At 46.2% G+C, this 14,373-nt stretch carries 11 protein-coding genes and 1 riboswitch; of the genes, 2 read left to right on the forward strand and 9 right to left on the reverse strand.

The features are described from left to right. Positions 1–143 (forward strand): Clp protease N-terminal domain-containing protein (locus tag QHH26_05285; GenBank protein MDH7481377.1); only part of this gene is annotated, 143 nt, incomplete at its 5' end. A 98-nt stretch (positions 144–241) separates the two neighbouring features. Further along, positions 242–835, forward strand: a complete 594-nt coding sequence (locus tag QHH26_05290; protein MDH7481378.1) for a GNAT family N-acetyltransferase — start codon at positions 242–244, stop codon at positions 833–835. Between the two features lie 90 nt (positions 836–925). On the opposite strand, the gene QHH26_05295 is transcribed toward QHH26_05290, so the two are convergent. The 9 genes from QHH26_05295 to QHH26_05335 form a co-directional block, all read right to left on the reverse strand. After that, entirely contained in the window at positions 926–3,061 is a 2,136-nt protein-coding gene (locus QHH26_05295) for a PQQ-binding-like beta-propeller repeat protein (protein ID MDH7481379.1), read from the reverse strand. Between the two features lie 186 nt (positions 3,062–3,247). Next, the gene (locus tag QHH26_05300; protein ID MDH7481380.1) at positions 3,248–3,949 is read right to left on the reverse strand and encodes a response regulator transcription factor; all 702 of its coding nucleotides are present in this window, start codon (positions 3,947–3,949) and stop codon (positions 3,248–3,250) included. A 340-nt stretch (positions 3,950–4,289) separates the two neighbouring features. Further along, positions 4,290–4,934 (reverse strand): lysophospholipid acyltransferase family protein, encoded by a 645-nt coding sequence (locus QHH26_05305; protein MDH7481381.1) that lies wholly within the window; start codon positions 4,932–4,934, stop codon positions 4,290–4,292. Positions 4,935–4,973: 39 nt separating this feature from the next. After that, the gene (locus QHH26_05310; GenBank protein ID MDH7481382.1) at positions 4,974–6,056 is read right to left on the reverse strand and encodes a DUF763 domain-containing protein; all 1,083 of its coding nucleotides are present in this window, start codon (positions 6,054–6,056) and stop codon (positions 4,974–4,976) included. A 58-nt stretch (positions 6,057–6,114) separates the two neighbouring features. Next, positions 6,115–7,287, reverse strand: coding sequence for a phosphoribosylaminoimidazolecarboxamide formyltransferase (locus tag QHH26_05315; protein MDH7481383.1), 1,173 nt, complete (start codon positions 7,285–7,287; stop codon positions 6,115–6,117). 112 nt (positions 7,288–7,399) lie between these two features. Further along, a riboswitch (ZMP/ZTP riboswitch) is annotated at positions 7,400–7,485 on the reverse strand. A 64-nt stretch (positions 7,486–7,549) separates the two neighbouring features. Further along, entirely contained in the window at positions 7,550–9,778 is a 2,229-nt protein-coding gene (locus tag QHH26_05320) for a vitamin B12-dependent ribonucleotide reductase (GenBank protein MDH7481384.1), read from the reverse strand. 178 nt (positions 9,779–9,956) lie between these two features. Beyond that, positions 9,957–10,421, reverse strand: coding sequence for a transcriptional regulator NrdR (gene nrdR / locus QHH26_05325; GenBank protein MDH7481385.1), 465 nt, complete (start codon positions 10,419–10,421; stop codon positions 9,957–9,959). Positions 10,422–10,552: 131 nt separating this feature from the next. Next, a complete protein-coding gene (locus QHH26_05330) occupies positions 10,553–12,553 on the reverse strand; it encodes a hypothetical protein (GenBank protein MDH7481386.1) in 2,001 nt (666 codons plus the stop codon). 52 nt (positions 12,554–12,605) lie between these two features. Beyond that, positions 12,606–14,372 carry a trehalase family glycosidase gene (locus QHH26_05335; GenBank protein ID MDH7481387.1) on the reverse strand — a complete coding sequence of 589 codons (1,767 nt, stop codon included), beginning with the start codon at positions 14,370–14,372 and terminating at the stop codon, positions 12,606–12,608. Between the last annotated feature and the right edge of the window lies 1 nt (position 14,373).

A 14,373-nucleotide genomic window follows, 5' to 3' on the forward strand; every position in this document is an offset into this window, starting at 1 on the left:
GGCTTCTCCAGGAGGGGGAGGGTGTAGCAGCAAAAATACTTCGTAATCTTGGTGTGGATGTTGAAAGGGTAAGGGAGGATGTTTTAAGGGAACTCCAGTCGATGACACCTCCTGAGGAAGAAGAGGAGGAAGAAGAGTGGTAGTTTACTCGTTGACAAATCCCTAGGCGCTTGATATTCTAAGAGCAAATATCAATTTTATATGTATTAGCTTTTAGACAGTTTGCCTCAGGAGACTGCGTATGCAATGCACGATTTGCGGGGCTAATGCGTTATTCGTTTGTGGTCGGAGCGGCCGCCCTGTTTGCGCCGAGCACGCCCGCATCGAGGTAGTATCGAGACTTAGTTTCGGCTCATCCGACAGCCTTTCGGTAAGAGAAGCAACCTCTGAAGATTACTCACGAATAAAGCAGCTAGCAGAATACTTTAAAGGCAAGACAAAAGTAAGTTCCCTGGATAAAGAATATGATTTATTGAGCTTGCCAGCCTACGTTGCGGATTCAAATGGCAACATAGCTGGAGTGCTTTCCTATGCAATTGAGCCCGAGGTTTTGGTAATCGTAATGCTCGACGTTCTACCTGGATATCAAGGTTTGGGAGCAGGTAGCATGCTCGTAGAACGCCTTATTGAGAAGGCTTCGTCCGAAAAAAAGAAAGAAGTTTTGGTTTCCACGCCTAATGATGACCTTCCGACAATTTACTTCTACCAGAAGAATGGCTTCCAAATATATGAGGTGAAACCCAACCAAATTGCCAAAGACAACGAGGTCCAAGTAGGGTTCGCTGGAATACCACGAAGGGATGAAATACGGCTTAGGCGACAATTAAAAATCTAGTTCTAGAAAATAAGCTATCAAAGAAAGAAAAATGGCGGGAAATACCCCCCGCCATTTTTATTAAATCTCGCCCAAAGTCTGGTGAGATTTTTAATTCGCCGTGGTTGAGCTTCCTGAGATAGCCGTTATACTACCATCCATGCCAGTGACGAAGGCAACGCCGTCTTTTGCCTCAACGCTCGACATTACGAAAAGACGCGGAGTAACCTGATAAGTCCACAAAAGGCTGCCATCTGAAGCTGATAAAGCTTTTAGCGTGCCAGTGTTTGTGCATACATAAACTACGCCATCGCGCTCAGTCGGGGCCGCTGGCATGAACCGTACGCCAGCATTTACACTCCAGACATCTTTCCCCTCAAGGTCTATTTTTGTGACATTATTCGAATCGCCTCTGAGGTATACATGCTGTCCGTCCTCGGATAGCCCCACCCCTGCGCAGTTATCGCGGTGGTCTAATATATTGCCCGAAGCGGCGTCTATTATGCTTAAACTCATGTTCCTATCTGCAATAAACACCTTGCCATTTGAAACAACAGGCCCACAATCAGCTGGGCTATAATATCTAGCTGCAGGCTTTGTTGCTGAACCATAGCCGACACATTTCCATTTTGTGGTGCCAGTCTTAACATCAACAGCATAAACATAAGTATCCCAAGCGCCAAAGTAAACAGTATCGCCGTCAACAAATGGTTTGCTCTCAATAGTATAGGCGGCGTCATCATTCGCCCACACTAATTTTCCAGATGAATTGAGCGCATAGAGCTTGGAGTCGTTGCATCCGAATATTATCAAATCACCTGCCAACACAGGTGAAGAATAAATAGGACCGCCTGCATTATATGACCACTTTAACTTGCCATCTATGCCAACAGCATAGAACTTGGCGTCACCCGAACCAAAATATACTGTATCATTCACCACAAGTGGCTGACACAGTATCTCGCCGCCTGTCTTGAAAGTCCAGAGCAGTTTACCATCCGAACGTTTAAAAGCATAAAGCTTGCCGTCAGTAGCACCAACATAAACTGCATCATTAGTAACGGCAGGAGCACCCTTGCATGAACCACCCGCGAATGCTCGCCAAACAGCTTTAGCACCCGAAGATGATTCCGTGTAGAAGCTTACCGATTTTTGGAAGGTTCTACCATTTTCATCGGTAAAAGTAACTTTTAGATAATGAGCGCCAGGCTGAAGCTGGCGTATATCCAGCGAATCTTTGTACTGCTCCATCTCCAACACAAAATCGCCAACGACTTCTCCATCAACTTTATAGGTTGCCACATTTATGCGGCTAGTATTGCCAGTAATAGTTACAATCACAGGAACTGATTCGCCTGTATATACTTTGTTCTCCTGAGGCTCTAATATCTTGATTTCAGGATAGGTGCTTCTCATTGAAAGAGGTTTTTGAAGAATCGGTATAGTAGCATCCCTTTCGCCTGCTTTTTTATACGCAACGCGAAGGATGCCATCCTTTACAGATACTATGCTAAACCCTGGGTCAGGCTTCAAGAACGAACCACCAGTTACAAGATCATAACCCGCCGCGTTTGCAAGAACATGCCCATGTGAATGCCCAGCCATCATAAGAACGACATTATAAGGGCGCAAAATATCTACAAGCCTATCGCACTCGAATTCGCTTGCAAACTCACTTCCATATAGGGGGTGATGAAAGAATAGAAAAACCGGCGTAGTAGGCTTAACCTTCTTGATATCCTCTTTTAGCCAAAGAAGCTGTTCGGTCGTGATGGTCGGACGAGGATCTTGAGGTGTGGAGGTATCCAAACCAATAAAGTGGCAACCGTTAAAATCAAATGAATAGCAATGCGACCCATGCCATCTTCGAAGTGCACGGCGTATACAATACCAAGTACCGTCATGATTGCCAGATTGGTTGTAGACGGGAATTTTTACATTCTTCCAGCAGTTAAGATAAGCATCGAGACCACCTTGGAAAGGACCAAACTCTGTAAGGTCGCCAGTTACTATCACAAAAGACGGCGCAGGCACTGTTACTTTATAAGGCAACAAGTTTATTTCGCCGAGATTTGCAATTTTGCCTATTACCGATTGCGTTGAAGACATACTATCAGGCAGATGTGAGTCGCTACCATGGATAAAAGTAAAATCTGGGATATCTTGTGCCCATCCAAATGAGACAAATAACAGTATGATGGCCAGGCTGGCAAGCAATACTGGCCTTAAAATAAAAGTAGACCGCATCAAAAAACCTCCTGAAAGGGATAATGAGGATTATTCAGAATAGGAGTTCATCATTGCAAGGGGAAAATCCTCCGGAGAATGTTCAATCGAACCCTTAGGCATATGAATGTGTGGTTTATGTAATTTTGTGAGGTTCTATCGTTTGAATTACAAGCCAGCTCAGGCTAAACTGGTTGTAAGCCGCCACTACTTATTGTTGTTAAATTCGAACCTATAGCCAACTCCCCAAACGGTAGCTATCCTACATGAAGAATTATCTCTTTCAATTTTTCGCCTTAGCCGCTTGACATGCTGGTCAACTGTTCGCTCATCGCCAAAAAACTCATCATAATCCCAAACCTGTTTAAGGAGCTGCTCACGAGTGAATACCCTGTCCCGATTGCTTGCCAAATGCCAGAGCAAATCGAATTCTTTTGGAGTTAGGCTTACCTTTTCGTTATTAACCCTTACTTCCCGTGAAAGAAGGTTGATGTAGAAACCGGGGAAGTTTAGAACCTGCTGGTCTTCTTGGCTTGCCGCCTGCTTCGTGCGCCGCGAGACTGCCTTTACTCGGGCGATGAGCTCACGCGGGCTAAACGGCTTTACTACATAGTCATCCGCGCCCATTTCCAACCCAAGTACTCTGTCGAACTCATCACCTTTGCCTGTTAGCATAATAATTGGGACATCAGAGAAACGTCGAATTTCGCGGCATACTTCTATTCCATCTAACTCTGGGAGCATAAGGTCGAGGATTATCAAATTGGGCCGGTGCTCGCGGGCAACCGCTAGTCCTTCCTTTCCGTTATAAGCACACACTGGCTCGAATCCGGCCATCTCCAACTGAAGCCTTACCAATTCGCAAGTGTTTTCATCATCGTCAACTACAAGAACTTTTTGTTTAGCCACGGTTAAAAACCTCTCTTCCGTTGAACGCTTTAAGATCTTAGTGTTGCTGTTGCATAAGGCTTTCAATTAGACCTGCGGGAAATATTAATACCACAGGGTTGCAAAACCCTATAAAGATAAGCAAACGGTTTTCCAATTAGTGCTCCCGCCATCCGTCAGTCATCCATGAAGATGCGCCCAATCGAAGATTGCACACCCTGCGGTTTTGCGGCTTCGGAAGGTGGACGCTGGGCTGACCAAATATTCGGCATACAATGTTTTCGCTCGAGGCTTTTGCGAGAGCCAGCTACAAAAAAGTATAAGTATTTGTAACCGTTTTGTCAATAGCTCAGTGTAAAGTTTAGGATTGTTTTCTTTTGGTTGCCTTAGGGTCACCTGCTTCGGCTAGAAGGCTAGCAATCGCATCCATTGTTCGACGCCCAACTTCCTCTAAGGCTTCGCGTCCATGGCTTCCCTCATACAAGTCGTCAAAGGTAATCGGCTTGCCATAGACTACTTTAATCGGATGTCTTCTAGGAAGCTTAGAATGAGGACCTAGTACTTTATCTGTTCCCAAAACAGCAACTGGCACAACCGGCGCCCTTGATTTGAGTGCTATGAGGCCAATGCCTAGCTCCGGGTCCTTCAGTCTTCCATCAACACTTCTAGTACCCTCTGGAAAGATGCAAACCACACGCCCTTCTTCCAACATCTTAATCGCCTTCTTGAGGGCAGCTCGGTCTGCCATTCCGCGCCGAACTGGAAAGGAGCCAACAGCACGTATGAGCTTGCCGAGTATGGGTACTTTGAAAAGCTCTTCCTTTGCCATATAATGAACTTTTCGATTCATTCCACATCCAACTACAGGGGGGTCCGCAAAGCTCCTATGGTTGGGCGCAAGAATAACACCGCCGGTAGGAGGTATATTTTCAGCACCAACTGAAGTTAACCCACCAAGTAGCCAAAATGCCAGCCTAAAAAGTGTGCGTCCAAGGTAGTACAGCATTTCTCGATTCGACAAACAAATTTTTATATTTTAAAAAACCTAGAAATCGTAGAATCGGCTTAGATTGCGTAGCGCGTCTAATTTCTCTGTATTCCCTATTTTCGCTTGTTCAACAGCCCGCTTTACAACCTCAATCGAGCGGTCATATAATTTGCGGTTTACAGGGTATGGATGTCCGTCTTTTCCTCCGTGCGCGAAACTGTATTTAGCAGGGTCGCGCGTTGAGGCAGGTGCCCCATAAGCAAGGTCTGCAATCATAGCAAGGGCTCGAACAGTCTTTGGCCCTACACCTTCTATTTCTAAAAGCTGCCGAAAATTCTCAGGCCTGCGTTCATATGCCTTTAAAAGGGTTTTTTCAAGCGAACGCGGCGAAAGGTCAGTTATGAGGACTTCATGATGTTTCGGAAGGTTAAGTTCTTTCATGCGCTCGATTTCTTTTGCAAGTTTCTCAGGCCTCTCTGACGCGAGAACAGCAGAGGTGCGCCGTGACTCCTCCGCCTCTTCTGCCACCATATTCAGCACAAACTGACTTTTAGAATCAGAGCAAACAGCGGCATGGGGCTCACACACGAAGTCCTGCATGCTAGTCGAAAGCCAATGATACCGCCGTGCCCAGCGATTTGTTTCATTCATGCCTTGTTGAACAACTGCCCATTCGCCATGCTTATTAAAAATAAACACATGGTGATAGAGCTGATAGCCATCCTGAACAGCCGTGTTATCCACTTTTGCTGACATCCGGCTTGCATACACTAATTTCGAAGGATCAAGGTTGAGTGAAAAGCGGTCGGCATAAGCCAGAATTTCCTGGGGAGTTCGACGGGAGACACTGCCCTTTCCGCCAGCAACAAAGAGACCTATCTCATCTTCTATGCCCTTCAGACCCTCCTTGATGGCACCACAAACGGTAGTTGTGACCCCGGAGCTGTGCCAATCGAACCCCAGGACACATCCTAAAGCTTGGAACCAATAAGGGTCCGAAAGCTTGGCAAGCACCTCGCTTGTGCCGAACTCTATCACCATGAGGGAAATAATCTCACGTGATAGCTTTGTCATTCTTGAAAAAAGCCATGCAGGCGCAGTTCCGCCATGCAACGGCAGATTCGCAGTACCTGTTCTCATGCTACTTTTACTCTCTGTATTCTGAAATCATCAATTTTAATATTTTTGTTCCTTCGGATTAGTGATGGAACAGGCGAATACCAGTAAATGCCATTACCATACCGTACTCATCAGCGGCTGCAATAATTTCATTATCTCGCGTTGACCCCCCTGGCTCGGCTATGTATTTTACGCCTGTCCTGCTTGCGCGATCAATGCTGTCCCGGAATGGGAAGAAGGCATCGGAGCCTAGTGAGACTCCTGTAAGCTTGTCAAGCCAGTGTCGTTTCTCCTCTTTTGTTAAGCGCTGAGCACCAGGCAAGTTTTCTCGCATAAGCGCTTCTTCAGGAGGAGTCAGGTCATCGCAGAGAAACTCATCAATGGCATTATTCTTCTCAGCGCGATTCAAGCCACTTCTGAATTCCAATTCAAGCACTTTTGGATGCTGTCTCAGCCACCAGAGATCCGCTTTTCCGGCGGCCAGTCGAGTGCAGTGCACTCTAGATTGCTGGCCTGCACCAACGCCTATAACCTGGCCATCGTAGGCAAAGCAAACAGAGTTCGATTGGGTATATTTTAATGTAATCAGTGCAACAACTAAATCTCGCTGAGCATCTGGTGGGATTTCCTTTTTCGCTGTTACAACATTCGCAAGTACGCTGGCATCAATCTTAATATCATTGCGTTTCTGCTCAAGTGTTACGCCAAAAACTTGCCTCTGCTCAATCTCTGGCGGATTATAATCTGGGTCAATGCGGAGAACTAAATACTTGCCTTCACGCTTCTCTCGCAATATAGCTAGTGCATCCTCGTCGTATGCTGGCGCTATAACACCATCTGAAACCTCGCGCTTGATAAGCTGTGCAGTAGATAGGTCGCAGGTATCGCTCAAAGCAATGAAATCGCCAAATGAGGAGACCCTATCCGCACCGCGAGCACGAGCGTAGGCAATAGCGAGCGGAGATAAGTCCATATCATCAACAAAATATGCCTTTTTCAAAGTATCAGACAGCGGCAATCCCACGGCAGCTCCAGCTGGGCTCACGTGCTTAAATGACGCTGCGGCCGGTAGATTGAGCGCCGCCTTAAGTTCTCGGACTAGCTGCCAAGCGTTCAGAGCATCAAGAAAATTAATATACCCTGGCGCGCCGTTTAGGATTTCTATTTTGGGACTTCTGTCAGTCAAGATGACCTGTGCAGGTTTTTGATGTGGATTCATACCATACCTAAGTGGAATAACTTGCTGATCCATTTATTTTCCTCCCTTATATCCGGCTAAATTAATAATTTTATAATCAGGTCACCAGAACCTATTATACTTCCAATTTTTGCCTACTGCCCACGTAAAAATAAAAAGCCTGGGCGTTTTTTGCCCAGGCGATCGGCATTCAATAGATATTGGCGCTCCATTGCGGTCCATTCCGCTCATTCGCCAGTCACGCCGAAACAATGATAGCTTTTCCCACGCCTAATGTCAAGAAGACTCCAAATCTGCAACTTTTGCTGCAAAGCGCCTACCCGCACTTGGAGAACCCGCAAAAGCGGCAAACAATGCATCCAGATTCGTGTTCGACAGCACTGCCGCAGTCAGGGCAAGCACCAACAAGATTGTCTAGCGGGCTCTGCCATTTGCTTACTGTCTCTACCGGCTCGCCTGTCTGCTTGTATTGAAGGTAATGTTCAAGAGCAATTCCAATAGCATCGGGACATGAGAGTACTCGGCCTCCTTGATCCCATGCTGGCGAGGGACAAACATTCCCCCTCAGCTGTTTGATGATGGATTCAGGCTTAACCCCAGCTCGAAGAGCCGCCGAGATAACGCGCGACACCGCATCAAGCTGAGATGAGGCACATCCACCAGATTTTCCCATTCTAGCAAAAACTTCACATAGACCTTCGCTATCTTCGTTTATCGTCACGTATAGATTTCCGCAACCCGTTTTAACTTTCTCGGTCACACCAAACGTCCGAACCGGCCTTGGTCGCGGCTGAAGCACACCGGTCTCGGAATTTGATGTAGATTCCTTTTTGCTAGTGCCAACGCTCAGCACTTGTTCTTCACGGCTGCCGTCCCGGTAGACAGTAACGCCTTTGCAACCCAAACGGTAGGCAAGCTTGAAGACTTCCGCTACATCTTCGGTTGTTGCGGAATTCGGGAAGTTGACGGTTTTCGAAACCGCATTGTCTACGTATTTTTGGAATGCTGCCTGCATCTTTACATGCCACACAGGCGCAATGTCGTGAGCCGTAACAAATATGCGCTGAACTTCCGTTGGTACTTCGGCTATTCCTTTTACTGTGCCACGTACAGCGATTTCCTTCATCAGGGCATCGCTATAGAATCCTCGCTCTCTGGCAATTTTCTCGAATAATGGATTGACTTCTACAAGCTGGGTCCCATCGAGAACTGTACGGATGTATGCAACTGCAAACAGTGGTTCTATTCCGCTTGAGCACCCAGCGATTATTGACAGAGTACCAGTTGGGGCAATGGTTGTCACTGTTGCATTTCTCATTCGGGTTCCCTCTGGCACATCGTAGATGCTTCCCTCGAAATTTGGAAATGCTCCTCGTTCAGCGGCAAGTTCCGCGGACATCTGTCTAGCTTCGGTTTGGATGAACGACATCACTTCCTCTGCCAAAGTGATTGCTTGCTCAGAATCATAAGGTATACCTAGCATAATTAGCATATCTGCAAAGCCCATAACCCCTAGCCCAATCTTGCGGTTGCCTTTGACCATCTTATCAATTTGCACCAGAGGGTATTTGCTGACATCAATGACGTCATCAAGGAATCTAACCGCCATCCTAACGGCCTTCCCCAATCTCATGTAATCTACCGCAGGCTCACCTCCAGAGTTAGCAACGAATTTTGACAAATTAATTGAGCCCAGATTACATGCCTCATAGGGGAGGAGCGGCTGTTCACCACACGGATTTGTCGATTCAATCTCTCCAAGCTTTGGAGTAGGGTTGTCACGGTTGATACGGTCAATGAAAATAATCCCCGGCTCACCGTTCCGCCACGCCATGTTTACTATCAAATCGAAGACTTTGCGCGCATTTAGCGATTTTGTTTTTTGGCCTGTGCGAGGATTGATTAGGTCGTAGTCCTGATTTTTCTCGACAGCTTCCATGAACTGTTCGGTAACAAGAACGGAGATATTGAAATTGGTAAGCCGGTTGTTGTCCTTTTTTGCTGTAATGAAATCAAGGATATCAGGGTGATCTACACGCAGGCAACCCATATTCGCTCCCCTACGGGTGCCGCCCTGCTTAATAGCCTCGGTAGCCGCGTTAAAAACCTCCATAAAGGAAATTGGGCCACTGGAAACGCCGTTGGTAGATTGGACGACGTCTTTCGCTGGCCTGAGGCGTGAGAATGAGAATCCCGTGCCCCCACCACTCTTATGAATGAGCGCAGTGTGCTTGATGGTTTCGAAGATGCTCTCCATTGTATCTTCGATAGGCAAAACAAAACATGCGGCTAGTTGGCCCAGCTTCCTTCCTGCATTCATCAGCGTAGGACTGTTTGGCAGGAATTCTAGCTCTGACATCATTCGGTAAAACTCGGCTTCGATTTCCCTGACCTCATCATCGGACTTACCATACAGACGCTCTGCTGCCGCGACCGCATTAGCGACGCGATGGAACATACCCTCGGGCGTTTCAATTGGGTTGCCCTGCTCATCTTTTCTAAGATAACGCCTTTCTAAAACAGTGATTGCGTTCTTGGTGAGCATCTTCGACCCCTCCTAAGAAAATTTTAGCCGGATTCCACCGGCGAAAAACCTCTAAGTAATGCAAACGCAGGGCTGAATCCAGAGTGATCAAAATTTCAATGCAGTCTGAAGACGACCCTGACTTTGTAAATTGTTATCCAGCCGAAGCTGGACAGCGCCGTTGGCATTTGTGTGCTCTTCAATTGCCTGCCAAATCTGCATCAAGAACTTCTACGAGTTCTTTGAACTGCGTTACATCTTCGAATTGACGGTAGACAGACGCAAATCTTACATAAGCAACTTGGTCCAGGCGTCTGAGCTTCTCGATAACCATATCGCCAATCTCGGATGAGCGCACCTCCTTTTCACCACGATTGTAGAGTGTGCGCTCAATTTCATCTGCGGCAGCTTCAAGTTGTGCAACGCTAACCGGCCGCTTCTCGCAGGCAGTAATCATTCCCTTAAGTAATTTTGAACGGTCGAAAGGCTCCCGCCGTTCGTCTTTTTTCACCACGACAAGACGAAGTTCTTCTATTTCCTCGTACGTAGTAAATCTCCTACCACATTCGAGGCATTCTCGGCGACGGCGGATTCCCTCTCCATCACGAACCGAGCGGGAGTCTAAAACCTTGTCATTATTTTGACCGCAATAAGGACATTTCATGATAAAACTTGGATGCGCATCCACAAGATATTGTGGTGTTTTTAGATTATCACACAATATATTCCATGTCAAGGGATTTATTAAAAACAAAAAAAGTTTTCTAAAGTTTTTTCAATTTAGCGGTTCTAAGCTTATGAGGCAAACTTCCCAGGCCAAAAGTCATACGTCGGGATATCGAGGACTATGCCAATGATTGTCCACAAGCATCCGATTGTGATTTCGCCGAGAATCAATCCATAGAAGAACGGAAGTGCTCGTTTGTATTGAGATAGCCCGCCGAACTTTAAAGTGAGGAGTTTTGCAGTGCTCCCTATGAAAAGCGGCATCCAAAGCTGTGCCACTCCCCAGCTACTCGCAAGGCCATATGCTAAAGGATGGAATGGGAACCAAAGAAAACGAACTCTCATCCATCCGAGGAACATCGAGCCAAGGAACCCAACACCAACAAACATAAATGCCGTTGGGTTCGGCGGAAAAGGCTGTTTCATCCAGCCTGCAAGTTGGTTATAAACTTCTTTCCCAAAGCCGAGTGCCCACTGCTCCATATTTGCAGTGGCGCCACCGTTTTGATAGTAGGTGTGCAGGAGCATCCAAAACCCAATTGGCATAGCGTAGATTGCGGCAATTCCAACAGCATAAAACATTTGGCGGGCATGGCTATCTGTCCGTTCCGAGAGCTTGTAACCCTCCATTTCGTGCGGTGATGGATGGCTTGCATAAGTTCTGTTAAACCAATAAAACATTGAGAATCCAACCAAATCTTGGGGGGAAAGATTTTGCGTCCCGGCTGCTGTTACTATGGGATTTTGAGGACCCATTACGTGCATGTCGTGCGTTGGGAAACCAAGTTCAGCTCGAATTCGACTTACAATGACTGCAAACATAAAATAAAGTACAAAGAAAATAACTATTATTAATGGTGACATACCCATCCGATAGGCAAAAAGACTGAGGAATAGAATGCCAGCAATTGCTCCAAGAATTGCTGTTCGGTAGCTGATTGCCTCTCTTGATTCATCAATTTCGCGGGTTTTTAGGAATGCCGTTCGGAATACCTTTTTAAGGTAGTGGCGACCGGTCCACATACTCATAACAAAAAAGCCAAGATATGCCCCATATGCCTGGCTGTTTACAAACGGATAAGCTCGATCAAAACCGCCGCCAACAACCATCAGCTCATGCAACCCCAGCAAATGACTCGCCACCAACTCGAGTTTCACAAGCCAATAAAAGAACCAGCATGAGAATGAAAGTTCAAACGGCATCAAGAATGCAATGCCGATTGCCCAAAAATAGAAACCCAGGGGAATTCCACCCATTGATTTCCAGGGTTGGTTGACGATGTACTTACCAATGTCCCTGCGCACGATTTGGATATGGGGAACAGATGGGAAAAGATAATTTAAGCCGGCAAGCAGGGTTAGCATGCCCGAGAAAGCAAAACCTATCCACATATATTTGTTTTTAAATAGCGAACCCGTCTCGTCGGTCATTTCTAAAGGAAGCATTACCACAGGGAATGTCAATCTCTCGGACTCTATCCAGTGCTTGCGAAATATACTATTTATACAAAGCATGGTTATTATCAAAACAAAGCAAAACACAGACCAAGAAATGACGGGTATTATCCACGGAGTAAAGTTTGCTGGGTCGTAGAGCGTCGAATTACCATAATAGAAGTTCCGCAATGACTTCGGGTCGCTTACTGTTAGCCATTTTGGCAGACGGTGAAGGAACATGTTCGCCCAGTTGTTTTCTGGCGATTGGAAAAAGAATGCATAGCCAATCAACGAGACAAGGATTTCCATCATGTTGTGCGAAAGTACAGCACTTGTTATGGAAACCATGATGTAAATAGTTGTTAATTCAGCCCTACTAAGGGCAAATTTTGGCCACTTGCTCCTTACTCCCATATTGATTAGAGTGAGAACGAGCAAGGTAAAGAGGCAGTTATAAAACGGAGCGGCATAAGTTGCAAACGAATAACGCACGACCTCCATCTGCACAATCCAATAGTCGTTAATAATGGTCAGAATGAAGGCGATAAAAACAACACGCTTAGTGAGGCCTTTTTGTGGTTTCGCTGTGGTCTCAACAGTCTTTGTTGTTCTAATCTCAGTAGGGGTACTCATCAACAATTAACCAATTAGCATGTAATCAGGATAGTTTTCTTTTTGTTTACCGCTAACCCAATGCCATATCTATGAATAAAGCCGCCGTCCAATGGTAGTCCTTTATACACTGGGCCACCTGCCAGCTTCCAATTTGAATGCCTTGCTTACCTTTTCGGCTAAGTTTTGAAGGCGACTTCGAAGCTCTGCTGTCGTAAAACTCGTATATAACTCCATCCTCTGCATACCAGCGCGCAATCTCGCTCAATGTTATTTTCTTTATTTCGTCAGCCAAAGTTAGGTAGCCATATCGAATCAAGCCTTCTATGACCATATAGTTGAAGTTAATCCAAACCGGCCCCCGCCACATATCATCTGAGAACGAAGGCTCGTCCAACGAAACGCTAGGGATGGGAAACTTAAGCCAAAATTCGTCAGGGTTTCTCAGATGTCTCACAAGGTCTTCTGCTTGGCTCTCACTGCATACTCCAGCAAATAAAGGAGTAAATCCTGCTATCGTTTTAAGGTCAATCTGTACTCCATCGGGTGTTAAATCATAATAAAAACCCTCGCTAGCATTCCACAGCCGCTCATTAATCAAGGCTATACGGCTGTACTTAAGGTCTGCCCAAATGCCAGCTTCATTAGAAAGCCCCAGCCTTCGAGCAATTTTCTCAAGGTAGGCAAGGTCGTTGACTAAATACGCATTTAAATCAACCGCGTCACCAACAGGTTGGTCAAACCGCGGAGAGTTATCCATACCAGAGGCATTGCTACTCGGCCATTCACACAAGCCGCTCTCATCTTTGTCAAGCTCCCTGCAATCATAAAGTAACATTGCCTTTAGCCGCGGGTAGCAGTATTGGAGGAACTTCTCGTCTCGTGTCGTCTCATACACTTTCCACGTAGCCCATGAAAGGAGTGGCGGCTGAACAAGTAATGAGTCTTGTTCGTCATTTGGCGTCATCATATGAGGGATGAATCCGTCAGGCCTTTGCTTTGACAAAACAGCCTTTATTGAATTCATCGCCCACTTTGGTGCAAAATGCCTCAAGCCAAGTGCATGAAATGCGGAATCCCATATCCACATATGCTTATGCGGCCAGCGGTCGGGTGTGGTCCAATCGAATTTAATACGCCCCTCAGCCCTGTTGCAATTTACTTTTTGGACCGACGCACATTTGTAATAAGTTTTGAGGAAAAGTTGGTCTTCAAATTCGGGCAACGGCAATTTTTCAAAAAAGGCAAGGCGATCGTTATAAATCTTACCTAAGTCCACAGTCAGCGCCCGTTCGGCATCAGCAAGCCTTGATCCAGTCGGCATATTAAATGAGTAAGTCAACACAAACCTTATGCCTTGACCCTCTCCAAGCGACGCACACAGCTTCCCTTCGGAAACGTGCAAATTAGCGCCCTTGCCCATGAGAATAAGTTCCTCGGGCCCTGCTTTGAATATTATACTCGTGGCGTCCTCGACCTCTAACGCTCCCTGCATCATAATAACGATAGAAACATCTTGGGGTGACTGCGACTCTACAGCGAATATTTCGCCTGCCACAGTTTTTTCGTCGAGGAATAAATATCTTAAACGCAGCCTGCCGTTTCGCAAAGTAATCAATGAAGAAATGACATCACATGCGACTACCTCATCTTCAATGGAGCAAATAGGAGGGAAATGAAACATCAAAGAGGCAGGAGTATTGGTGTGAAAATCAATACCCCTACCCTCGCTAGAGGTCGAACCTACAAATGGATGAGCCCAATCTGTTGGGCCATCAAAACCGGAGAATGCAAAGAGCGCTCCGCCTTTTCCCCAAATGTTTGGCAGATTGCCCCTCATT

This window comes from Armatimonadota bacterium (assembly GCA_029907255.1).
In the GTDB taxonomy this organism is placed as follows: Bacteria; Armatimonadota; UBA5829; order DTJY01; family DTJY01; genus JAIMAU01.